Origin of the sequence: Dyella sp. (assembly GCF_036384435.1) — a bacterium.
Lineage (GTDB): Bacteria > Pseudomonadota > Gammaproteobacteria > Xanthomonadales > Rhodanobacteraceae > GSA-30.
In genome coordinates this window covers 24,546-48,318 of record NZ_DASVMI010000159.1, presented here as the reverse complement: position 1 = coordinate 48,318, position 23,773 = coordinate 24,546, and the positions used below count along the sequence as shown (strand labels likewise).

Annotated in this window: 23 protein-coding genes; 13 read left to right on the top strand and 10 right to left on the bottom strand. The window is 61.8% G+C overall.

The features are described from left to right. Positions 1-161: 161 nt before the first annotated feature. Complete coding sequence (locus tag VF436_RS16495) at positions 162-554, bottom strand: VOC family protein (RefSeq protein WP_330905121.1); 393 nt, start codon at positions 552-554, stop codon at positions 162-164. After that, positions 551-934, bottom strand: coding sequence for an MmcQ/YjbR family DNA-binding protein (locus VF436_RS16490; protein ID WP_330905120.1), 384 nt, complete (start codon positions 932-934; stop codon positions 551-553). The genes VF436_RS16495 and VF436_RS16490 overlap by 4 nt, the downstream gene beginning before the upstream one ends. Before the next feature lie 176 nt (positions 935-1,110). Between VF436_RS16490 and VF436_RS16485 the strand changes: the two genes are divergently transcribed. Further along, the gene (locus VF436_RS16485; protein ID WP_330905119.1) at positions 1,111-1,719 is read left to right on the top strand and encodes a GNAT family N-acetyltransferase; all 609 of its coding nucleotides are present in this window, start codon (positions 1,111-1,113) and stop codon (positions 1,717-1,719) included. A gap of 96 nt (positions 1,720-1,815) precedes the next feature. Beyond that, entirely contained in the window at positions 1,816-5,268 is a 3,453-nt protein-coding gene (gene mfd, locus VF436_RS16480) for a transcription-repair coupling factor (protein WP_330905118.1), read from the top strand. 165 nt (positions 5,269-5,433) lie between these two features. Here mfd and egtD read toward each other — a convergent pair whose 3' ends face one another. Continuing rightward, positions 5,434-6,405: an L-histidine N(alpha)-methyltransferase gene (gene egtD / locus VF436_RS16475; protein ID WP_330905117.1), complete on the bottom strand. Its 972-nt coding sequence runs from the start codon at positions 6,403-6,405 to the stop codon at positions 5,434-5,436. Between the two features lie 70 nt (positions 6,406-6,475). Then, positions 6,476-7,720: an ergothioneine biosynthesis protein EgtB gene (egtB, locus tag VF436_RS16470; protein WP_330905116.1), complete on the bottom strand. Its 1,245-nt coding sequence runs from the start codon at positions 7,718-7,720 to the stop codon at positions 6,476-6,478. Between the two features lie 208 nt (positions 7,721-7,928). Between egtB and VF436_RS16465 the strand changes: the two genes are divergently transcribed. Beyond that, positions 7,929-8,381: a DUF6491 family protein gene (locus tag VF436_RS16465; RefSeq protein ID WP_330905115.1), complete on the top strand. Its 453-nt coding sequence runs from the start codon at positions 7,929-7,931 to the stop codon at positions 8,379-8,381. Between the two features lie 71 nt (positions 8,382-8,452). Here VF436_RS16465 and VF436_RS16460 read toward each other — a convergent pair whose 3' ends face one another. From VF436_RS16460 to VF436_RS16450, 3 genes are all read right to left on the bottom strand, one after another. Continuing rightward, positions 8,453-8,857 carry a hypothetical protein gene (locus VF436_RS16460; RefSeq protein ID WP_330905114.1) on the bottom strand — a complete coding sequence of 135 codons (405 nt, stop codon included), beginning with the start codon at positions 8,855-8,857 and terminating at the stop codon, positions 8,453-8,455. A gap of 63 nt (positions 8,858-8,920) precedes the next feature. Continuing rightward, positions 8,921-11,107: a bifunctional 23S rRNA (guanine(2069)-N(7))-methyltransferase RlmK/23S rRNA (guanine(2445)-N(2))-methyltransferase RlmL gene (gene rlmKL / locus VF436_RS16455; protein ID WP_330905113.1), complete on the bottom strand. Its 2,187-nt coding sequence runs from the start codon at positions 11,105-11,107 to the stop codon at positions 8,921-8,923. After that, positions 11,104-11,631, bottom strand: a complete 528-nt coding sequence (locus VF436_RS16450) for an alpha/beta hydrolase (RefSeq protein ID WP_330905112.1) — start codon at positions 11,629-11,631, stop codon at positions 11,104-11,106. Before VF436_RS16450 ends, rlmKL begins: the two co-directional genes overlap by 4 nt. Before the next feature lie 91 nt (positions 11,632-11,722). Here VF436_RS16450 and VF436_RS16445 point away from each other — a divergent pair, with 91 nt between their 5' ends. The 5 genes from VF436_RS16445 (at position 11,723) to VF436_RS16425 (ending at position 16,321) form a co-directional block, all read left to right on the top strand. After that, positions 11,723-12,283: an N-acetylmuramoyl-L-alanine amidase gene (locus VF436_RS16445; RefSeq protein WP_330905111.1), complete on the top strand. Its 561-nt coding sequence runs from the start codon at positions 11,723-11,725 to the stop codon at positions 12,281-12,283. 48 nt (positions 12,284-12,331) lie between these two features. After that, a complete protein-coding gene (gene tesB / locus VF436_RS16440) occupies positions 12,332-13,195 on the top strand; it encodes an acyl-CoA thioesterase II (protein WP_330905110.1) in 864 nt (287 codons plus the stop codon). Positions 13,196-13,212: 17 nt separating this feature from the next. Further along, positions 13,213-13,605, top strand: a complete 393-nt coding sequence (locus tag VF436_RS16435; RefSeq protein ID WP_330905109.1) for a hypothetical protein — start codon at positions 13,213-13,215, stop codon at positions 13,603-13,605. A 59-nt stretch (positions 13,606-13,664) separates the two neighbouring features. After that, a complete protein-coding gene (locus VF436_RS16430; RefSeq protein ID WP_330905108.1) occupies positions 13,665-14,369 on the top strand; it encodes an arginyltransferase in 705 nt (234 codons plus the stop codon). Between the two features lie 230 nt (positions 14,370-14,599). After that, on the top strand, positions 14,600-16,321 hold the full coding sequence (locus VF436_RS16425; RefSeq protein WP_330905107.1) for a sensor domain-containing phosphodiesterase: 1,722 nt from the start codon (positions 14,600-14,602) through the stop codon (positions 16,319-16,321). Positions 16,322-16,326: 5 nt separating this feature from the next. Here VF436_RS16425 and VF436_RS16420 read toward each other — a convergent pair whose 3' ends face one another. Next, a complete protein-coding gene (locus VF436_RS16420; RefSeq protein WP_330905106.1) occupies positions 16,327-17,856 on the bottom strand; it encodes an FMN-binding glutamate synthase family protein in 1,530 nt (509 codons plus the stop codon). Positions 17,857-17,932: 76 nt separating this feature from the next. Continuing rightward, positions 17,933-19,114 carry a formate-dependent phosphoribosylglycinamide formyltransferase gene (purT, locus tag VF436_RS16415; protein WP_330905105.1) on the bottom strand — a complete coding sequence of 394 codons (1,182 nt, stop codon included), beginning with the start codon at positions 19,112-19,114 and terminating at the stop codon, positions 17,933-17,935. A gap of 149 nt (positions 19,115-19,263) precedes the next feature. On the opposite strand from purT, the gene VF436_RS16410 reads away from it, so the two are divergent. From VF436_RS16410 to VF436_RS16390, 5 genes are all read left to right on the top strand, one after another. Then, complete coding sequence (locus VF436_RS16410) at positions 19,264-20,745, top strand: transglutaminase-like domain-containing protein (RefSeq protein ID WP_330905104.1); 1,482 nt, start codon at positions 19,264-19,266, stop codon at positions 20,743-20,745. Between the two features lie 95 nt (positions 20,746-20,840). Further along, positions 20,841-21,701, top strand: coding sequence for an SPFH domain-containing protein (locus VF436_RS16405; RefSeq protein WP_330905103.1), 861 nt, complete (start codon positions 20,841-20,843; stop codon positions 21,699-21,701). A gap of 94 nt (positions 21,702-21,795) precedes the next feature. Further along, complete coding sequence (locus VF436_RS16400) at positions 21,796-21,999, top strand: Arc family DNA binding domain-containing protein (RefSeq protein ID WP_330905102.1); 204 nt, start codon at positions 21,796-21,798, stop codon at positions 21,997-21,999. A gap of 11 nt (positions 22,000-22,010) precedes the next feature. Then, positions 22,011-22,796 (top strand): type II CAAX prenyl endopeptidase Rce1 family protein, encoded by a 786-nt coding sequence (locus VF436_RS16395; RefSeq protein WP_330905101.1) that lies wholly within the window; start codon positions 22,011-22,013, stop codon positions 22,794-22,796. A 70-nt stretch (positions 22,797-22,866) separates the two neighbouring features. Further along, positions 22,867-23,325: a DUF1203 domain-containing protein gene (locus tag VF436_RS16390; RefSeq protein WP_330905100.1), complete on the top strand. Its 459-nt coding sequence runs from the start codon at positions 22,867-22,869 to the stop codon at positions 23,323-23,325. Here VF436_RS16390 and VF436_RS16385 read toward each other — a convergent pair. After that, a complete protein-coding gene (locus VF436_RS16385; RefSeq protein ID WP_343215408.1) occupies positions 23,322-23,705 on the bottom strand; it encodes a DUF423 domain-containing protein in 384 nt (127 codons plus the stop codon). The two genes, VF436_RS16390 and VF436_RS16385, sit on opposite strands and share 4 nt — an antisense overlap. Positions 23,706-23,773 lie beyond the last annotated feature (68 nt).

Genomic DNA, 23,773 nt, shown 5'->3' with positions numbered 1-23,773 from the left:
CCACAGGTTTCGCAGCTTTAATACCAAAGACGCCCCTCTGTCGCCTGCCGCTTTTGTACCCACTCCTTGCACCCCTCGGCCAAGGCTGGATATTTCACGGCAACCCGGCCAAGCATCGCTTCTTTGATTAGCGCAGGCCATCAAAAGGGCACGCATCATGATCATGGTCGAGGCTGGATGAGATCCCATGCATTGCCGTACAGGTCCTCGAACACGGCAACCGAGCCGTAGGCTTCATGCCGGGGCTCTTCGCGAAAATGCACGCCCCGCTCGCGCATGCGCTGCCAATCGCGCTGAAAGTCATCCGTATGCAGGAACAGCCAGACGCGGCCGCCGGCTTGCTGACCGATATTCGCGGCTTGTTGTTCGCCATCGGCCTTGGCGAGCAGCAAGCGGGTTTCACGGGCACCCGGCGGCGACAGCAAGACCCAGCGTTTGCCACCGCCCAGGTCGGTGTCGGCAACCAGTTCGAAACCCAGCTTGCCGGTGTACCAGGCAATGGCCTGGTCGTAGTCGGCCACGAGCAGCGCGACGCTGCCGATGTGTTGATTCATCTCTCATCCTCGAACGGCGCCCTTCCCAGGGCCGCCTGCTGCTTTTTCGATAGCTTGCTGCGCACCAACAGGTAGGACTGCTGGATATGCGCTTCCAGTTCGGCCCGATCAAACCGGGGCCGGTCGGTGACGGCGATCCAATGCGCTCGAGCAAGGTAGGGGGCCGGCGCCATGCCTGCCTGGTCGGTCAGCTCCAGGAAGCGCTCGACCGGGACCTTGAACATCAGGCGCCCCGCCTGGCCCGGCTGCATGCCCGTCACCACGAACATCTTTCCGCCGACGCTGAACACCAGGGCATCGCCCCACTTGATGTCCCGAGTAACGCCTGGCCACCGGCCACATAGCGCCTCCAGTTGTCGGGTCGTCAGCCCCTGGCCCATGCTTGTCCTCATCGGAAAGGGCCTATTGTGCTGCCCGTTACACAGGTTGGACACCCCGAGTGTCACGATCCGCCTTACTCCGGCCGCATGGATCACGCGACTGCGGCAAAACGTCATCGGATATCCTTTATTTCAAGCTTTTTATTCATGTTGCAGTGCACACAATACGGTAAAGTATGCCTATGGCCCTCCCCGCACTCGACATTGACGCCCTGCCGCCTTCGGTGCCCCCGCGCAGCCGTGAGCGTTTTGCGCGCCTTCGCCTTGTGCGCGAACCCCAGGGAGAACTGGTCAGGATCCACGATGGCCGTAACTTGCGGCTACGCGATATCGAGGCCAGCGACGTCGAGGGTATCAAGCGGTGCTTCAAGCGCCTGTCGCCGGAGGATATCCGCCGGCGCTTCCTGCACTCGATGTCCGAGTTGCCCGAGCCCATGGCCATCCGGCTGTGTCGCATCGATCCGGCCTTTGAGCGCGCCTTCGTCCTGGAGGATGAAAGCGTCATACCGGGCGAGATTCGCGGCGTTGGGCGCATCTACGTGGATGAATCGGCTAACAGCGCCGAGTTCTCGGTCGTGGTGGAGCAAGCTTGGACCCGCCTGGGCCTGGGAGCCCTGCTGATGCAGCACCTGGTCGAGGAATGCCGCAAACGCGGCCTGCACGAAATATGGGGCTATGTGCTGCTCGAGAACCGGCCGATGCTGCACTTGTGCCGCGACCTGGGCTTTGTCCAGCGTCTGGCCCCTGATGAGCCAGGCACCGCACAGATTTCGCTTGTGCTTTGATGCCTCTGGTCACGCCAGAGGGCCCAAGGGGTTAAACTAGTCAGCTTTCCCGCCGATCGGCCTCAGGGTCGCGGCCTAAAGCGATCCGACGCGCCGATGCCCAGTGTTCTGCCCCATCCCCCGCTTCCCACCACGCCCAAGCAACGCCGGTTCTGGACGCCGCCGCATGGCTCGGCCCGTGCCCTGTTGGTGGCCGAGGCTGCACGCTCGCACCAGGGGCTGCTGGTCGCCGTAACCCGCGACACGCAACGCGCGCATGCGCTGGAAGACGAACTGCGTATCTTTGCGGGCAATCTGCCAGTGCTGCATTTTCCCGACTGGGAAACCCTGCCCTACGACGTCTTCAGCCCGCATCCGGAAATCGTCTCCCAGCGCATCGCCACGCTGTACCAGTTGCCGACCGTAGAGCGTGGCGTGCTGGTGGTACCCATTGCCACGCTGATGCAACGTATTGCCCCGCGCAGCCATATCACCGGCGCAGGCCTGGTGGTGCGCAAGGGACAGAAATTCGATCTCAGTGCCGAACAGCGCCGACTCGAATCGGCCGGTTATCGCAATGTGCCGCAAGTGGCAGAGCCCGGTGACTTCGCCGTGCGTGGCGCGCTGATCGACATCTTTCCGATGGGCACCACCGAGCCATATCGCGTGGAATTGTTCGACGACGAGGTCGATTCGATCCGCAGCTTCGACCCCGAGAGCCAACGTTCCAACTTGCAGGTCGAGCGCGTCGAACTGCTGCCGGCACGCGAGTTCCCGTTGACGGACAACGCCGCCAAGGATTTTCGCTCCCGCTTGCGCGAGCGCTTCCCGATCGACGTACGCCGTTGTCCGCTGTATCAGGACATGAAGGAAGGTGTCACACCGGGAGGCATCGAGTATTACCTGCCGTTGTTCTTCGAACAGACCGCGACACTGTTCGACTACCTCGCCAACAACGCCGTCTTCATGCTCGCGGAAAACGGGCTCGATGCCGCCGAGCAGTTCTGGCAGCAGGCCGCCGAACGCTACGACCAACGCGCACATGACATCGAACGCCCGGTATTGCCACCAGCCGAGCTGTATCTGGCGCCGACGCAGTTGCGCGAGCAGCTCAACAAGCGCCTGCGCGTGGAAGTGGTACCCAGCGGCCACGAGCACGCCACCGATGTCGGCACCCAGCCAGCCCCGGAACTACCGCTCAATCGCAAGGGCGAGGAAGCCGGAACTTCACTGCGGCACTTCCTGGCCAACTACCCAGGACGCGTGCTTGTCGCCGCCGATTCGGCGGGTCGTCGCGAGGCATTGAACGAAATCCTTGCCGGCGCAGGCCTCAAGCCTGAACTCGTCGACGGCTGGTCCGGCTTTGCTCGCGACGGCGGCCCAACGTTCGCCATCACCATCGCGCCGCTGGAACAGGGTTTCGCGGTAACCAAACCCGCGTTCACGGTACTGACGGAGCGCGAACTCTACGGCGAACGCGTCCGCACCGAGCGCAAACGGCGCCGGGGTGCTGAACGCGACCCTGAAGCGATCATTCGCGACCTGACCGAACTGACGATCGGCGCGCCGATCGTGCACGTCGATCACGGCGTGGGGCGCTACCAGGGGTTGGTGTCGATGGATGTCGGCGGTATGGCCGGCGAGTTCCTGACCATCGAATACGCCAAGGGCGACAAACTGTATGTCCCGGTGGCGCAATTGGGCTTGGTCAGTCGCTATTCGGGCACCGCGCCCGAGCTCGCACCGCTACATTCGCTCGGCGGCGATGCCTGGGAACGCGCCCGTCGCAAAGCCGCTGAAAAGGTTCGCGACGTCGCCGCCGAATTGCTGGCCATCTATGCGCAACGCGAGGCACGCGGCGGCCAATCGCTGACGATCGACCGGCAGATGGTCGAGGCGTTCGGCACGACTTTTCCATTCGAGGAAACACCCGACCAGGAGCATGCCATTGATGCGGTGCTCGCAGACTTGGCTGCACCTCGCGCGATGGATCGCGTGATCTGTGGCGATGTCGGCTTTGGTAAGACAGAGGTGGCATTGCGTGCGGCCTTTGCCGCCGCCACCGCAGGCAAACAGGTAGCAGTGCTGGTACCGACCACCCTGCTCGCCCAGCAGCATTACCGGAATTTCGCTGACCGCTTTGCCGACTGGCCGGTGCGCGTGGATGTACTGTCGCGCTTCAAGTCGAGCAAGGAAGTTAACGAAGCACTTAAGCGGCTGGCTGATGGCCAGATCGACGTGATAGTCGGCACGCACAAGCTGTTGCAGCCAGACATCAAGTTCAAGAACCTTGGCCTGGTCATCGTCGATGAAGAGCAGCGGTTCGGCGTGCGCCAGAAGGAGCAGCTGAAAAAGCTGCGTGCGGAAGTGGATCTGCTGACCATGACCGCTACCCCCATTCCGCGTACATTGAACATGGCGATGAGTGGACTGCGCGACTTGTCGCTGATCACTACACCTCCTGCGCATCGCATGGCGGTACGCACCTTCATCTCAGCCTGGGAGCCGGCACTGATCCGCGAAGCGTTCCAACGCGAACTGCAACGTGGCGGCCAGGTGTATTTCCTGCACAACGAAGTCAGCAGTATCGAACGCACCGCGCGCGAGATCGAAGAACTTATTCCCGACGCACGTATCGCCATCGCCCATGGCCAGATGCCCGAGCGCGATCTTGAGCGCGTCATGGCCGATTTCCATCGCCAGCGCTACAACGTGCTGGTGTGCACCACGATCATCGAAACCGGCATCGACATTCCGACGGCCAACACGATCATCATCGATCGTGCCGATCGTTTTGGACTGGCGCAGTTGCATCAGTTGCGCGGTCGCGTAGGCCGCTCGCATCATCGTGCATATGCTTACTTGATCGTGCCTGATCGCAAGGCAATGACCGCGGATGCGGAAAAGCGCCTGGAAGCATTGGCCTCGCTGGAAGAACTGGGCGCAGGCTTTACCCTGGCCACCCATGACCTGGAGATTCGTGGAGCGGGCGAGTTGCTGGGCGATGAACAGTCCGGGCAGATCCAGGAAATCGGTTTCGGCCTGTACACCGAACTGTTGGAACGTGCGGTGCGCGCACTCAAATCTGGCAAAGTGCCGGACTTTGACCTGACGTCGGAGCATGAGACCGAGGTGGAGTTGCACCTGCCAGCCTTGATCCCGGACGACTACCTGCCCGATGTGCACACGCGTCTGACGCTTTACAAGCGCATTGCCAGCGCTCGCAATGAAGATCTGCTACGCGATCTCCAGGTAGAGATGATCGATCGCTTTGGCCTGCTGCCCGATGCCACCAAACAGTTGTTCGCGGTTGCCGGCTTGAAACTGATGGCCACACCGCTGGGCATTCGCAAACTGGATTTCGGTCCAAACGGCGGCCGCATCGTGTTTCGCGATAAACCTGAAGTCGATCCAATGACCATCATCAAGCTGATCCAGCGTCTGCCCCGGGTGTACAAGCTTGAGGGACAGGACAAGCTACGCGTGACCCTGGAACTGCCAGGCGCCACCGAACGCATTCGCAGCGCGCAAGATGTACTGGTCGCGCTGGGAGCCAGGCGTCCGGCCTGAGTAGAGGTCAGCACACTGAGGCCACGTGGATGTAAGGAGGGACTTCAGTCGCGACGCAAGACGCGACGCGGTCGCGACTTGGGGGTTCAAAGCCCCAATCGACGACTGCATCGCAGATTGCTTCGCGAATGAATTGGCTCCTGTAGTGCTTCGTGAGGCGTTGTATCAGGCCCTTACCAGGAATTGAACGCTGAACTGCCGCTGCGGATCCATCCAGGCATCCTGGACACGCAGCCCTGCGTGGGTAGCCAGGGTGGCGAAGTCTTCCAACGAATATTTGCAGCTGTATTCCACCTGCATGGCTTCTTCTTCACCGAAAGTCACGCGTGCACGCCCCACACGTACCTGCTGTTCGCGTGTGCTGACAATGTAGGTTTCGATTCGGCCGGCCATCGGGTTGTAACGCGCACGGTGACGGAAGGCAGACAGGTCAAAATCACTACCGATTTCGCGATTTATACGCGTGAGCATGTTGAGGGTGAACTCAGCGGTGACGCCGGCCTTGTCATTGTAGGCAGCCTCGATCGCTGCCGAATCCTTTTTCAGATCCACACCCACCAAGATGCCGCCGCCCTCACCCATCTCGTTACGCATTTTGCGCAGCAAGTCAATGGCGTCGCGCGCTTCGAAATTGCCGATCGTGGAACCAGGGAAATAAAGCACATTGCGCCGTGGCGCTCGCGGCGGAATGGGCAAACGCAGCGGGCGGGTAAAATCCGCGCAGAGCGGCTGAATCGCCAGCCCGGGGAATAACCGGCCAAACTGTTCGACACTTTCGCGCAGCGGCTCGGGGGAAATTTCCACAGGCATGTACGAGACTGGCGTGGTCAATTGTTCCAGCAACATACGTGTCTTGATGGCGCTGCCACTGCCGTACTCGATCAACCGCACGTCAGGCCCCAGCACCTGAGCGATCTCGGCAGCATGCACGTTCATCAGGTCGATCTCGGCGCGCGTGAGGTAATACTCCGGCTGCGCGCAGATTTCCTCGAACAACTGCGAACCTCGCTCATCGTAGAACAACCAAGATGGCAGGCGTTTGGGACGCATCCCTAATCCGCGCTGCACCACCTGCAACACATCGCTGGCCGGTGGCCGGCGGTCGTCATCGCGGAGTTCGCAAACCTGCGTGTTCATTGCAATAGCCTTTTTCCAAAAGTGGTTGATCACTCATCGATCGTTTTGGCCGATCGCCCTGCATGGGCGATCAACGATCCTGAGCCAGACGCACGCCCATGAATTGCCAACGCGCATCGGGTGGAAAGAAGTTGCGGTAAGTCGGTCGAATATGGTCGTAAGGCGTTGCCAGCGATCCTCCACGCAACACCATCTGTCCGCTCATGAACTTGCCATTGTATTCACCAAGCGCGCCTGGCAGGGTCTTGAAACCCGGATAACTACCGTAGGCTGACGAGGTCCATTCCCATACGTCGCCATACATCTGTTGTAAGCCTTCGCCTTGTGCTGCGCGGGGCATACATGGCGCGTCACGCAGTAGATTGCCGGTAACTGGCAATGCAACGGCGGCACTCTCCCATTCGGCCTCCGTGGGCAATCGAGCCCCCGCCCAACGAGCGAATGCGTCGGCTTCGAAATAGCTCAGGTGACACACCGGCGCATGGGGATCGAGTGTGCGCACACCGTGCAATGTGAATGCACTGACTAGATCGCGTTGCCAATACAAAGGACGCTGCCACTGCTCGCGCTGTACGGTGGCCCAGCCTTCGGACAGCCATAATGTAGGTTCACGATAACCGCCGTCATGGATGAAGGCCGCGTATTCGGCATTGGTGACTGCTCGATTGGCCAAGGCATGCGGGGCCAGCCATACACGATGACGTGGGCTTTCGTTGTCGAATGCAAACCCTTCTGCATCATGACCGACCTGCACGAGGCCTTCATGCCCGTTTACGAAATTCATTGGAACCGACGCCGTGGCTGGCGTATCGCTGCCCGTGCTGTATGCAGGTTTGAGCGGGTTGCTGTAGAGCGCGTGCAGTATGTCGGTCAACAACAATTCCTGATGTTGTTGTTCATGCTGCAAACCCAGCGTGACGATCGAGGCCATCTCCTCATTGATATCACTGGCCAGGATGTCCTGCACGGCATCGTCAACGTAACGACGATAGTCGAGCACTTCGGCTAGGCTCGGGCGTGACAGCAGGCCTCTGTGCGGGCGCGCATGCATGGGCCCCACGGACTGGTAATACGAATTGAACAGATAATGCCAGTCGGCGTTGTACGGTCGATAATCGTGCTCGCGCGCGAGCACGAATTGCTCGAAGAACCATGTAGTGTGAGCGAGATTCCATTTCCCGGGACTTGCATCGGGCATGGACTGAATCTGCATGTCCTCAGCGCTGAGGCCTGCGCTGAGCGCAATGCTGCTACCGCGTACCCTGGCAAAATGTTCGGCCAGCGATGGCGCGGCCTGGATCGAGGCCGTTGTCATGGGCAACTCCCTGGGACGGTCATGGGGTCATTCGGTCGCATCCCGCTATCCGTAACACCCCGCCCGACGTGACGATAAAAAGGCATAAAGTGGACGATGCCCGATGTTCCGTTCATTAAATGTGATGCGGCGATGGCGGATGGTTTACAGTGGCAATCCTAGTGGCCGACCTTGCATTTGCCGCGTTTCAAACCTGTGAGGTGATCCGATGAACGCTGCCTTGCCCCTGCTGGCCCTCTCGCTGCTGAGCGCCTCGCGTTCGGCACACGCCGCAGACAACCCCGCCCATGCTTTCAAACCCCTGCGCCCTATGAGTTCTTGCCTGCGAACCGATCGCATCGACGAATGGCACATCGTCGATGCACGTACAGCCATCGTTCGTACCGGGCCGCAACGCTATCTGGTCAAACTGCAAAGTGAATGCCCGAATCTGGGCGTTGGGACGCAAGGGTTGGTCTTCCGCCCCAATCAAGCCAATGCGATCAATGCGCAGGGGCGTATTTGCGGTGAAGCCGGTGAATCGGTGCGTTCACGCGACCAGCCGCCGTGCGGCATTCAATCCGTCAGGCTGGTCAACAAATCGACGTTCGATACCTTGAGCAAGCAAGCCGGCCGCCACGGCCATGGCGCAGAGCAGCAGACTCCGCCAGCTCGTCCTTGAGATCACCAGCAAGACTGCATGAAAAAGCCCGGCACGAGGCCGGGCTTTTGTCAGGAACATGCAGCAGTCGATCAATAACCGTCATCGCGAACGTACCGGGTGTAACCCGGATCTTCGTAGACGGTGCGGGTTTCGACCACGCGACGCGTCACGACAGGCGCACTGTCATACACAACCGTGGTCGGCTGCGTGTAGACCACGCGCGGCCCGTAGTAGACAGGAGCCGGACGCAGCGCGTCAGAAACCACAGCCGCTGTCGCACCAGCCACGATCGCACCAGCGATCCAGCGACCGCCGCTCCAGTAGCCACCGCGATGATAACCACCGTAATAACCGTGGTAACCGCCATGGTAGCCGTATCCACCACGGTAACCGCCGCCCCAGCCGTGCGCTGATGCGGAAAGCGGTGCTGCCACCATTCCCGCAAGGGCAAGGCCAATGGCAAAAACCTTTGCACCACCGATACGCTTGGTCATGACACACCTCCGTGAATTACGGGTCCTATACTAGACCCATGCACTTAATGTGAACTGAAGGGTTCATTTTTTGATCCGGGCCGAATCCCAAGGATTTACCGGCGCGTCAGCCTGACGCGGACGCAGCAACCAGCAGCCATGAATATCGGCCCTGCGCGCGAAATCGAACGGGATGCTGGGCGCACTGACGTCTTCGATGACGAAGCGCTCTTGCAAGGCGTCCCGGTCGAGCTTGAAACGTCTGAAATTGTTGGAAAAGACGATGACTCCGTCATGACTGAGACGATCACCACAGGCCTCAAGCAGGCGCGTGTGGTCGCGCTGGACGTCAAAGTCGTCGGCCCGCTTGGAGTTGGAAAACGTCGGCGGATCAACATAGATGAGGCCGTAGCGCTCGCGGTCATGCTTGAGAAACTCCAAGGAGTCGGCCTGGACCAACCGGTGGCGGGCACCCGTGAAGCCGTTGAGCGCCAAGTTGCGCGAGGCCCACTCCAGGTAGGTGCCCGACAGATCGACACTGGTCGTATCGCGCGCACCGCCGGCCGCCGCGTAGACGCTGGCGGTCGCCGTGTAGGCGAACAGGTTCAGGAAACGTCGATCCTTCGCCAGCTCGCCGATCCTGCCGCGTACCCAGCGGTGATCGATGAAAAGCCCGGTGTCCAGGTAGTCGGTAAGATTGACAAGGAATTTCAATCCTCCTTCGTCGACTTCGACGAACTGGCCACGCTGATCGAACTGGCCGTATTTGGAGCCGCCCTTGCCGCGCTCGCGCGTCTTCAGTGCAATGCGATCGCGAGGCACTGCAAAAACTTCTCCCGCTACCCTGACGATCTCACGCAGACGCTGTCGAGCAGTTTCAACCGGAATATCGGCTGGCGCTCGGTACTCCTGTACATGCAGCCAGATGCTGCCCGCGGCATCGCCATAGACGTCGATGGCCGCTGCGTACTCGGGCAGATCCTGGTCATAGGCACGCCAGCAATAAATGCCCTCTCGATCAAGCCGCTTGCGCAGGTGACGCAGGTTTTTCTCCAGGCGATTGCTGAGCATCTGCGCGCCGGGTGACAACGGTTTGGCCTCGCGTGGCGTCTGATCGCGCGCATGCAGTTCAAAGAGCAACAAGGTGGTTTCCAACGCGCCATTGAACAGTACATAGCGCTTTTCAGCGCGCAACGGCATGGCACGCCCCAGTTCCACGTCGCCAGCCAGCACGGCAGCACGCCACCCCGTGAAGCGGGCGCGCAACGCTTCACCCAGCGCCCGATAGAGCACCGGCATCTGCTCGCGTTCCCCCAGGCGCTCGCCATAGGGCGGATTGGTGATGACCAGGCCGCGCGCAATGCCGGGCGGCGGCGTCACGTGCAACGCGTCCTGGCGATCAAGTGTGAAGAATCCGGCGACACCGGCTTCCTGCGCATTGCGCTTGGCCGTCTGCACCATGCGGGCATCGGCGTCGGAACCAAAAAAGTCACTGCGTAACGCCCGAAGGCCCCTCTCGGCACGCTCACGTGCTTCATCGAGCAGACGCCGCCACAAGGCGATGTCATGGCCCTGCCAGCCGAGAAAACCAAAATAGTCACGGCGCAGTCCAGGGGCTGCATCGGCGGCCATCAGCGCGCCCTCGATAAGCAACGTGCCCGAACCGCACATGGGATCGAGCAGGGCGCCTCCTTCCTGGTAGATCTGGGGCCAGCCTGCACGCAGTAGCATGGCCGCGGCGAGGTTTTCCTTGAGCGGAGCTTCACCCTGCACTTCGCGCCAGCCGCGACGATGCAACGGCGACCCGGCAAGGTCCAGCGATACGGTCGCGCGATCGCGGCGCAGGCGTATGTTGATACGCACGTCCGGCTCATCGGTATCCACATCGGGACGCGTGCCGTCACGCTGGCGGAACTGATCGACCACGGCATCCTTGGCGCGCAGGGCGATGAACTGGCTGTGGGTGAGTTTGCTCTGCGCGGTCACTGCATCGATGGCGAAGGTGCCATGCGAGGCCAGATGCATGGACCAGTCGATCGCCTGCATGCCGGCATAGAGCGCCTCGCCGTCTGCCGCCTCGAACTCGGCCAGCGGCAACAAAATGCGACTGGCCAGGCGCGACCACAGGCAGGCGCGATATGCCGTTTCCAGTTCACCGGCGAAGTACACGCCGGCCAGCGCCTCGCGCACATCGGCCGCACCCAGTGCGATCAGTTCATCGCGCAGCAGGTATTCCAGCCCCTTGGGGCAAGTGGCGAAATAGGCGCTCATGCGGCATGGCCCAGATGAGAGAGGAACCACTGGAACTGCCCAGCGATCATATCGATGACCTCGTTGAGCCGGTGATCGTCATCGAGGACGAGCAGCGGGACGCGACGCTCCCCGGCGAATCGCTGGATCGGGTCGAGCGGACAGATATCATCGCGCCAGCCATGGACCAACATCGTGGGCACATCGCGACGCATGTCGAAACCCTCGGCATAACCGGGAATTTCCGGGGGCGTGGCCAGCAGGAACAGACCGGCGACCGGCAGATCGCGCGAGACCAGGCCGGAGGCGAACGCGCCCATGCTCGACCCGACCAGGATCGGGGGCTCGTCCAGCGCGGCAACAGCTGCCTTGAGCCGGGCCACGCGAGGCGCCACCGAACCCACATGGCCCAGGGCATCGTCCTGGCGATAATCAAGTCGCTGCGTTTGCCAGCCCAGCGACTGGGCAAGCGTGGCCAGCGTGCTGACCTTGATGGCGTCCGGGCTGGAATCCGAACCGTGGGAAAGAATGATCTGGCCGCGCATCGCGGTCTCCACTATGACAGGCGGGCATGATACCCGCCCCGGCCATGCGCCACTCGCCTGAAGCGCACCGGCCTGGGCTACGCTATCGGCCATGCTGACCATCCACGATCAACCGCTGCCCTATGTCCACCTGTTGCCCGAGCGCCCAGCCTCGGCGATAACCCTGGTGGTGATTCACTGCACCGAACTGCCGGACATGGCCATGGCTCGCCAATACGGCGAGCGCAAGCTCTACGACAATGGCACAGGGGCCAGCGGACACTACTACATCGACCGCGACGGCAGCATCTATCGCTACGTCCCGGTCACCCGCGTGGCCAACCACGTTCGTGGGCAGAACTCGCACTCGGTGGGTATCGAACTGGTCAACCTGGGGCGCTATCCCGACTGGTGGGATAGCCATCACCAGACGATGACCGAACCTTATACCGCCGAGCAGATCGCCGCCCTGCGCGCCTTGCTGTCGCAATTGCGTCAGGAACTCCCCAATCTGCATCAAGTGGCCGGCCATGAAGACCTGGATACCGCGCGCATGCCTGCCAGCGACGACCCGGGCAAGGAAATCGCCCGCAAGATGGATCCCGGCCCGCTGTTTCCATGGGAGCAGGCCCTGGAAGGCAGCGGCCTGCAACGCGTCGGCCATCACCCGTAAGCCGGCTATACTCTCCCGTTTGCTCGACCGCGCAGGGGCACACACGCCATGAGAGAAACCCACGTCAGCGAACTGGTGGAACTGCTCGAACTGGAACGACTGGAAGACAACCTGTTCCGGGGCCAGAGCCGCGACATCGGCACGCAGTTCGTCTTCGGCGGCCAGGTGCTGGGACAGGCATTATCCGCCGCCCAGCAGACGGTGGACGCCACGCGTACCGCCCATTCGCTGCATGCGTATTTCCTGCGTGCGGGGGACATCGACGCCCCCATCGTCTACAGCGTCGAGCGCACCCGTGATGGTGGGACGTTCTCCTCACGGCGGGTGGTGGCGATCCAGCACGGTCAGCCGATCCTCAATGGCTCGATCTCCTTCCAGATCGAAGAACATGGCTTCGAGCACCAGTCATCGATGCCCGAAGTCCCCATGCCCGAGGACATCGAACCGATGCAGCCGCTGCCACCCGAGCAACTGGCCAAGCTGCCGGAGAAGATCCAGCGCTGGCTCGGCGTGGATGCACCGATCGAGTTTCGCCATGTGTGGCCACAGGACAAGCTCAAGCCAGTCAAGCGCCCTCCGCTGCAGCACATCTGGTTTCGCGCAGCCGCGCCGGTGGGCGATTCGCCAGCTCTGCACCGGGCCTTGCTGGCCTATGCCTCCGATTTCAACCTGATCGGCACAGCTACACTGCCGCACGGCATCTCCTACTACACGCACAATGTGCAGATGGCCAGCCTCGATCACGCGCTGTGGTTCCACCGTCCATTCCGCATGGACGACTGGTTGCTGTACTCCTTCGATAGCCCCACCGCCCAGGGTGCCCGAGGCTTGGCCCGTGGGCAGATCTTCACCCGCGATGGCCGCCTGATCGCCTCCAGCGCGCAGGAAGGCCTGATCCGCCTACGGGGCTGACAGGATAAAATCACGCCATGCGCCAGCTCTATTCCTCTCCCCGGCCGGAAAACATCGAAAAAGTCGTGGCCCTGCTCCATGAGCACGGCATCGACAATTCGGTGCAGAATCGCTCCAACTACCAGCGGCCGAGCTACCGGCGCTTCAGTTACTCACAGAACCAGGAAAACCGGGACAACTGGGCCCAGGTCTGGGTCAGCCGCGCCGATGACTACACCCGCGCACGCACGTTATTACGCGAACTGGGCATCGAACCGACCATACGACACGGCGACGAACTGGCCGCTGCTCGCAATCCCAGCCCCGCCGCACAGCGGCGCAGCGTGGCCAACCGCGTTCGCAGGATCGTGCTGATCGCGGTTGGCGGCGCGTTCCTGATCCTGATGCTGCGCTACCTTGGCTATCTCTGAACGGCCGGTCGGCCGTTGGAGGTAGCCACCTCCCCCCGAAGCAGGCATAGAATCGGGCCATGCGCTCCGATAATGTCCGCCTGTTCCAGACCCTGCCGCACACCTGCGGCTATTTTGCCGAGCGCACGGCGCAGAACCTGGTCATCGACCCAGCGGCACCCCAACTCGACCAACTCTATGGCGCAGCCCTCGAACGCGGTTTTCGCCGTGCCGGCGGACATTTATACCTGCCTCATTGCGGCAGTTGCCGTGCCTGCACCCCTTGCCGCATCGACGTGGAGCATTTCGCCGCGGATCGTTCGCAAAAGCGTTGCCTCAAGCGTAACGCGGACATCACTGTCCACGAGTCGATGGCCGGGTACAACGCCGAGCGGCACGCGCTGTACGAGCGCTATCTGCGCCAACGGCATCCCGGCGGCGGCATGGACGAAGCCGATGCCAGCGATTTTCGTCGGTTCCTGACCGCCCCCTGGAGTCCCACCCTGTTCCTGGAACTGCGCCTGGCCGGACGCCTGGTCGGCGTTGCCGTCACCGATGTGTGCGTCAACGGCGTTTCGGCGGTCTATACGTTCTTCGACCCTGATGAGCACGCGCGTAGCCTCGGTACCTTCGCTATCCTGCAGCAGGTGCAACTGGCACAACGCCGTGGCATACCGTGGGTCTACCTGGGCTTCTGGATCGAAGGCCACCCCAAGATGGATTACAAGCGCCGTTTTCGTCCCTCGCAGATACGCGGCCCGCAAGGCTGGGCGCCGATGCCCTGAAACGCGCTGGGCCGCCATTGCGGCGCAAGAAATAGCGCCCGATTGCGATTGCTACCGACCACGTGGTGCGAGTAGTCTGATCCGGCGTTTTCGCCTTGCTGGCACAGGGGTTCATAGCGATGCATTCGTCCACGGGTTCCGACCCGGGGCCGCAGGCGGGTGGGCATGAACTGGCCCCCTCCGCGACCGCTCCACCGACCGCACGGACCCCACCGACGGGGGGCTTTGCAGTGCCCGGATTCGATGCGGTAGTGCGGCTGGCGGCACGCTCACTGAACGTACCGTTGGTGTCGCTGGTGCTGCATGGCGGCGAAACCTATGCCTATACCAGCGGCCACGATTCCAGCAGCCGCGATGTCGGGCGATCACAGCATCCGTTCTATGCAGAGACCGCCCATCGCGCTACGCCGCAGTGGATCCTCGACACGCACCTGGACATGCGCTTCGAAGACAAGTCGCTGCACCTGAGTCACGCACACGAACCGATTCGTTTCTTTGCCAGCGAACCTGTGTTTACGCTCACCGGGCAACAGATCGGGGCACTGTGCGTGATGGATTTCCAGCCACGCCTGGCACTTGGCGACGCCGAACGCAGCGCCTTGCGTGATGCGGCCGCACTGGCAGGCACGGGCGTGGTCCTGCGCAATTATCTGGGGCGCACCGATCCGATCACCCAGCTTCCGCACCGCAATGCTTTCTTCGAGGATATGCGCGTGCAATTGAGTGAAGGCATGCCACACGCCTGGGTCATGGCCGTGGACGTGGCCCCCGTGCAACGCTTTAATGCGTTTGTCCGCGCCATGGGGCATGCCTATGCCGATGAATTGATCCGGTTGGCCGCGCAACGCGTACAAGGTTGGATACCTGACGATGTGCGTCTCTACCAAGTGGGTGTCACGCGCTTCGCCGCGCTGCTGCACGACCGCGACATGCTGATCGACCCGTCTCGCATGGATGCGCTGGTCGCAAGCCTGCGCGAACCATTCGATTGCCTGGGCATCCCCTTGACCATCCAACCGGGCGTAGGCCTGCTGAAGATCCATGCGCGCGAACTACGCGGCGGCGATCCGCTGCGCCTGGTCATGAGCGCCTCGCACGCGGCCCAATCCCATACGCGCGGCTGGTCCATCTACGATCGTGCACAGGATGAGCAACAGCGACAGGAATTCTTCCTGGTCACCGAGCTGGCTGCCGCGCTGGCCGATGAATCGGAATTGACCCTGCACTACCAGCCCCGCGTGGACCTCGACCATGGGCGCTGCATTGCCGTGGAAGCACTCCTGCGCTGGCACCATCCCACGTTGGGGTTGATCCCGCCCACCCAATTCATTGGCCTGGCCGAACGCGCCGGCATCATGCAGACGCTGACCCAATGGGTGCTTGATCGAAGCATGAGCCAGTTGGCTGTCTGGCACGGTGAAGGACACGACATCAAGCTATCCGTCAACGTATCGAGTACGGATCTGGGTAGTGGCCTGCTCGAACGCCTGGACCATTCGGCCACACGCCATGGCGTGAATCTTTCCTCGGTGGAGCTGGAGTTCACCGAAAGCACGCTGATGGAGCACAGCGCTACGACACGACGTTATCTTTCGGCGATTCGCGAACTTGGCGCCGGAATCGCCATCGACGATTTCGGCACCGGCTACAGCAACCTCGCCGCGCTACGACAGATGCCAGCAACGAGCTTGAAAATCGATCAGTCGTTCGTACGCGGCATGACGACCAGCCGGCATGACGAAGCCATCGTGCGTTCGGTGGCGGAACTGGCCAGAAGCATGGATTTTCGCGTCGTCGTGGAGGGCGTGGAGACCGAACGTATCTACGACAGCGTGTTGAGCATGGCGTGCGACGAGGCGCAGGGTTATCACGTCTCGCCGCCCATCCCTGGCGCGCAGGTGTCGGCGTGGCTGCGCAGCCATCGCGGCATGCGCGCGCGACAGCCGACCTGAGCCGCTCAACCCATTTCCGCGACCGGCTGCGAGACGACGCTTTCCGTAGCCGTCGGGTACGGAAACAGCTTGATCAGCGGCACCGAGAGACCATCATCTCCCACGACACGACAGTGCGTACGATCGAGGTCACGCGGTTCGTCCACGCCACAGCTATGGGCGATGATGCCCACTTCCTGCATGACATTGCGGGCGTAGTGAAAAACACGCTCGCTCTTGTCCGTCACCACCAGGCCACGCTGCAACTTCGTGTTTTGCGTGGTGATGCCGGTGGGACAAGTATTGCGGTTGCACTGCAAGGACTGGATGCAGCCCAACGCGAGCATGAAACCTCGTGCTGAGTTGACAAAATCCGCGCCCATCGACAGCGCCCAGGCCACGTCGTACGCGGTAATGCACTTGCCCGAGCAGATCACCTTGATGCGCTCGCGCAGGCCCTTGGCGATCAGCACGTTGACCACGGCAGGCAAGGATTCGTGCAGTGGCAGACCAACGCCTTCCATCAAGGTCTGCGGAGCGGCTCCCGTGCCGCCCTCGGAGCCGTCGATGATGATGAAATCCGGTGCGCTCTCGATGCCACGTCGAGCGATCTCGTCGCACATTTCCTCGATCCATTCCACGCCACCGAAGACGGCCTTGAATCCGGTCGGCTTGCCGGTGAGATCACGAATATGGGCGATGGAATCGAGCAATTGATAAACATTGCCGATGTCGGTATGCCGGTTCGGACTCTGTGAATCCTCACCCACGGCGATGCCGCGAATAGCGGCAATTTCCGGCGTAACCTTCGCTCCGGGCAGCAAGCCACCCATGCCGGGTTTGGCCCCTTGCCCCAGCTTGATGCTGACCATCTTGACCTGCTTGTGGCCGCACACGGTCTTGAGCTTTTCATCATCGAGCTTGCCGTCGGGTGTGCGAACACCGTACTTGGCCGTGCCGATCTCGAAGACGATGTCACAGCCACCTTCCAGGTGATACGGCGCCAGGCCACCTTCGCCGGTATCCATCCAGATACCGGCCTTGGCCGCGCCGTGCGAAAGCGCGCGCACCGCGGGCGCCGACAATGCACCGAAGCTCATGGCCGAGATATTGAAGAAGGCGGAGTGGCTGTAAGGCTCTCGCGTATACGGACCGATCAACACCGGCTTGGGCTCGACCACCTGTTCACCCAGTGATGGAAACGGCGCATTGACGAAGAACGGCACGCCCTCGCCGCGAAGGTCGCGACTGGAGCCGAAGGCATTGGTGTTGTCCACGTTCTTGGCCGCACGATATACCCAGGTACGCTGGGCGCGATTGAACGGCATTTCCTCGCGATCACTGGAATACAGGTATTGGCGAAAGAACTCGCCCAGGTGCAGGAACCAATAGCGAAAATGCCCGATGACCGGAAAATTGCGCAGAACCGAATTGGCTTCCTGGTTGCGATCGATGACCCAGACGACGGCGACGACCGCGAGGAAAACCAGCAACAACAGCAGGAACAAGGCGGCGAACGTCTCGACGACGACGATCATCCAGTGTGCAAAACCCATGGTGATGCTCCGTGGCGATGGCTTCAGAGAACCGGCCTAGCTTATATCTGGCCGGTGTAGCTGTCCTTTCAGCGCTTCATAGCTCGACGCGCAAGCACCTGGCGGCACGAATGGCCTTGGCCTTGGCGGCTTCGACATCGGTGTCGCGCGCAAGCGTCACCGCCATGCGACGGCGGCCCTTGACCGCAGGCTTGCCGAAGATCCGCAACTGCGTATCCGGCTCGGCCAGGGCCTGGGCCACGCCGTGGTAGCGAGGCCCCTGGCCATCGCCTTCCACCAGCACCGCGCACGATGCAGACGGTCCAAGCTGGGTGATCACCGGAATAGGTAACCCCAGGATGGCGCGAGCATGCAGCGCGAACTCCGAGAGTTCCTGCGATACCAGGGTCACAAGGCCGGTGTCATGGGGACGCGGGCTTACCTCGGAGAAAATCACCGCGTCTCCCTTGACGAAGAACTCCACGCCAAAGACGCCCCAGCCTCCCAAGGCGCCGGTGATCGCCTCGGCCTGACGCTGAGCGTCGGCCAGGGCAAGTTCGCTCATCGGCTGCGGCTGCCAGGATTCACGATAATCGCCATCCTCCTGCCGGTGGCCGATCGGCGCGCAGAAACTCACGCCATCCTTGTGACGCACGGTGAGCAAGGTGATCTCATAATCGAAATCGACAAAGCCCTCGACGATCACGCGCCCCTTGCCGGCACGGCCTCCCGACTGCGCATAGTCCCAGGCGGCCGCCAGTTCCGATGCCTGGCGGACCACGCTCTGGCCCTTGCCAGAGGAGCTCATCACCGGCTTGATCACGAAGGGAAAGCCCAGCACGCGTGCCGCATCGCGGTATTCATCGAGCGTGTCGCAGAAGCGGTAGGGCGAGGTAGGAAGCTTGAGCTCCTCGGCGGCCAGCCGGCGAATGCCCTCGCGGTCCATGGTCAGGCGCGCGGCGCGGGCCGTTGGAATCACCTTCAGACCCTGTGCTTCGAGCTCTACCAGGGTTGGCGTGTGGATGGCTTCGATTTCCGGCACCACCAGATCGGGCTTTTCTTCGGCGATCAGGGCGCGCAGTGCGTCGCCGTCAAGCATGTCGATGACGTGGCTGCGGTGAGCGACCTGCATGGCAGGCGCATGGGCATAGCGATCGACCGCAATGACCTCCACCGCATAGCGCTGCAACTCGATCGCCACCTCCTTGCCTAGCTCGCCAGAGCCCAGCAGCAGAACGCGCAGGGCATGACTGGAATGAGGGGTGCCGAAAGGCTTCATGAGGGCGATCTCCAAGGGTCCAATGGGCCATTGTAAGTGTCGGGCGACAAGGCGTGGAAACCTGCATGCACCTTCTACGCTGCATGGCAGGTTGACGCCGGGGCAATCCAGGTGCTCACTAAGCGCCGTCCGAACCCGAGGACACGACCATGTACCGTAGAACGACCCTGCTCGTGCTGGTGTTGTGGTGCGTATTAGCCTGGGCCCCCACCCAGGCCAGCCAGGCGCCCGGTGAAGAAACCTGGATGAGCGTGCGCCTGTCCGGACGCAAGATCGGTCACCTTTTGATCTCTAGAAAAGTCGACGGTGACCAGGTGGTCACGACCCAGACGCTGTCGATCATGCTCAACCGTAACGGCAAGAGCATTCCGATGGACAACGTCGATCGCAGCGTGGAAAGCCTTACGGGTGCACCTTTGGCCTTCAGCTCGCGCATGTCGATGTCTTCGATGGACAGCAGTTCCGATGGCAGCATCGATGCCCATGGCTGGTTCAACGCCGTCAACCAGGTTGCAGGAGCTAAACAGTCGGCCACCGCTCGATGGCCGCAGGGCGCGCTGCTGGCCGAAGGGCTGCGCCAGGCCATGCTCAAGCAGGCGCCCTTCACTGGCAAACACTACGATCTGCTGATCTTCGACCAGGCTACCCAGCAGGTTGTTCCGATACAGGTCGAGGTGCTGGGAAACGAGCAGGTAAACCTGCCCGAGGGAAGCGAACTACTCAACCACCAGCGGCAAACCATGCGCACGGCCAAAGGAACCCAGTTGATCGACCTTTGGCTGGCTGCGGACGGGCAAGTACGCAAGGGCGTTCTCTCGATGCTAGGCCGCGACATGGAGATGCTGGCCTGCAGCCGCACCTGCGCCGAAGCGCCGGTCCAGGACCTGGACATGTTCCGGGCAGCCATCGTCGATTCGCCACGTCCGCTACCGCCCTACCTGCGCGAAAATTTCCTGCGTTACATCATCCACACTGGCAGCCAAGCGTCACAGCCATTGGCCGAGACTGACGAACAGCGTGTACACGCCCTGGCGGATGGCGACTGGGAGGTTGATATCGGCCCGGCAACCGCAGGTGGCCAGCCACCACCGACCGACGCAGACAGGGAGCCCAATTTGTGGGTGCAATCTGACGCCCCTCCGATTCAGGCGTTGGCCCGTCAAGCGGTGGGTAACGCCACCACCGACCAGGACAAGATGCGCAGGCTGCGAATGTTCGTCAGCAACTACATCACCGGCCATGGGCTGGATGTTGGCTATGCATCGGCCCTGGAGGTCGCCAGCACGCGCCGCGGCGACTGCACCGAATACGCGATCCTGCTCACCGCGCTGGCTCGCGCCCAGGGAATTCCAGCGCGCATGGTGACCGGAATGGTCTACGCCGATCGCTACGCGGGCAACTCGCGGGTGTTCCTGCCGCATGCCTGGGTACAAGCCTGGGTCAACCATCGCTGGCAAAGCTTCGATGCAGCGCTGCGTCACTTCGATACCTCGCATATTGCCATCGACTCCGGCGATGGCGACCCCTGGCATTTCTTCAACGCCGGACAGGTCTTCGCCACCATGCGCATCGACCGGGTCCTGCCGTTCTGGGAGATCCTGGACACGCCACCGGCGGGCAAGACCCTCTAGGAGGCCCCTCTCGACGCCTCTCCCACGGGAAAGTTGGCACTTGCAGACTGATATCTTTTTGATATCTAATTCTGCCGTCCACGGGAGGGGTAGTCATGAACGAACGCAAGGGGTTTTCGGCCGCCGGTATTCCGGTTGCGGTGGTCTGTGTCGTGCTCGCCATTGCCGGCGGGCTGCTGTACCTGCACGCCGAGCAAGATATCCGCGCTGCCTTCGTCGGCGTGCCGTTGCATGCGGCGGCAATCTTTCTCATCAAGGGCTTCTTCCAGGTAGCGCCCAACGAAGGCCAGGTCATGCAGTTGTTCGGCAAGTACGCCGGCACCGTACGCGAGGAAGGCCTGCGCTGGACCAATCCGTTCTACAGCCGTCGCCGCGTCTCGCTGCGCGTGCGCAATTTCGAAAGCGGCAAGCTCAAGGTCAATGACAGCGATGGCAACCCCATCGAAATTGCCAGCGTGGTCGTCTGGCAGGTGGTGGATACGGCCGAGGCCGTGTTCTGCGTGGACGACTATGAGAACTTCGTGTTGATCCAGAGCGAATCGGCACTGCGGCAGATGGCGCAGAACTATCCATACGACGCGCACGACGATGGCAAGCCGGCATTGCGCAGCCATGGCGAGGTCATCAACACGCATCTGCGTGATGAGATCCAGGCACGCCTGGACAAAGCCGGCGTGCAGGTCATTGAGGCCCGGATCAGCCACCTGGCTTACGCCCAGGAAATTGCCCAGGCCATGTTGCAGCGCCAACAGGCCAACGCCATCGTGGCTGCGCGCGAGCGCATCGTCGAAGGTGCTGTCGGCATGGTTGGCATGGCGCTGGACAAATTGCGTATCGAAGGCGTCGTGGAACTGGATGAAGAACGCAAGGCCGCCATGGTCAGTAACCTGCTGGTGGTGCTTTGCGGCGATCGTGCCACCCAGCCGGTGGTCAACGCCGGCTCCCTCTACAGCTAAGGCATGGCCATGCTCATTCCCGGCACCAGCACGTTTCTTATCATCGTGATTGTCCTTGTGGCCGCGCGTCGCCGCAAACGCGTCCAAGAGAATCATGACGACTGAAAAAAAAGCCTATCCCCTGCGAATCAGCGCTGCCGTGCTCGACGCCATGCAGCGCTGGGCCGACGATGATCTGCGCAGCGTGAACGCACAGATCGAATTCGTCTTGCGTGAAGCGTTGCGCAAGCAGGGACGGCTCAAATCCGGCACCGTCACACCGGTCGCCGACGACGAAGGCAACGGCAACACCGACTGACCGGGGTTTTGATGAACACGCTTCCACCTCTCCTGCCCGAACGGCGGGCACACCTTCGGCTTGCCGCTTGCCTGGGTCTGGCTGCGATTTTTGCCACGTTGCTGCTGATGCCTTACGTGCACGCCACGATGACGGTGGCACTGGCCAGGCTACCTTTACCATTCTGGGAAGTTGCGTTATTGCAATCGTTGCAGGCAGGCATTTTATGCTTCCTGCTCGGCTGGGCTGGCTTGGCGGCAGGCAAACCCTATCGACTTGGCGCACCATGGCTGTTGGCACGCGTACAAGGCCGCGCGGTCACGCCCGAAGCACGCAGCCACTGGCTGGCCGCCGTGATATGGGGTGTCGCCAGTGGCCTGCTGGTCAGCGCCCTGGCTCGCATCCATCCCGGCTTTGCCGGGCATGCCGTAGCGCATGTGTCCCATCCCGACATGGCCTGGCGTGGTGCATTGGCATCGTTCTACGGGGGGATCGTCGAAGAAATCGAATGCCGACTGTTCCTGGTCGGCGTGCTGGTCTGGCTTTTCGCAAGCATCAACAGCAACCGCGCTTCAAGCATCATTTGCCTGTGCGCCATTGTGGTAGCTGCGCTCCTCTTCGGTGCCGGTCACCTACCGGCGGCACTCCACGCCGGCATGCCCCTTGGGCCGTTAGCCCTGTTGCGCATCATCGGCCTGAATGCAGTGGCCGGGATATTCTTTGGTGTCATCTTCTGGCGGTGGGGTTTCGAGCACGCCGTCATCGCGCATTTCTGCGCCGATCTTGTGTTGCATGTCGTCATGCCATTATGGGCTTGAGCAAAAAACGGATGGCGGCGACGCGGGCTTACAACGACATTACGGACATCTATCGTGATGGAGACACGCCATGTCGTTCCGCCTTACCGGCCTCCCAGCCGAACCGTTCCGCGAGCTTTTCGACCTGACCGAAGAAGCCCTGGCCTTACGTCGCGCGCAACGCATGACAGCGCAGACGGGCGTTCCCTGCCGGATCAGCCTTACCGATGCGACGCCCGGCGACGAGGTGATTCTGGTCAACTACGAACACCAGCCAGCCGGTACGCCCTACCGCGCCAGCCATGCCATCTTCGTGCGTCGCGATGAACAACGCTTCGACGCCATCGACGAGATACCGGCGCAATTGCGCCGTCGCCTGTTGTCCGTGCGCGGCTTCGACAGCACGCACATGCTATGCGCTGCCGACGTAGTCGAAGGCGAGCAACTGACATTTTTGATCGAACGCCTTTTCGACCACGCTGAAATCGATTACCTGCACGTGCATTACGCACGCCACGGTTGCTATGCCGCGCGTATCGACCGGGTCTAGCGTCGCCGCATGGCCAAGGCCAGCGCGATCCATCCGGCAATGAACGCCACACCCCCCAGCGGGGTAATGGCGCCAGTCCAACGCGGGGCCCCCAAGGCCAATGCATAGAGGCTACCGCTGAAAAGCACGATACCGAGGCCGAAAAGCCCCGCCGCCCAGCGCGCGGGGCGACCGCTCAGAAAAGCGGCCAGTCCCAGTGCCAGCGTATGCCAAAAATGATACTGCACTGCGGTATGCCACAGCTCCATGCCTTTCGCATCCAGCACATCGCGCAAGGCGTGAGCACCAAAGGCGCCCATGCCCACGGCGGCCGCACCAGCGCATCCAAGTAGCCATGCCACCCAGGCGGGGACCAGCGATGATGAGACAGTTTGCCGCATGGAGGGCCGTTCCTCGAAAGTGACGCGATAGCCGCCGCCCTGTCGTATGCTTCAGGACCACGATCATT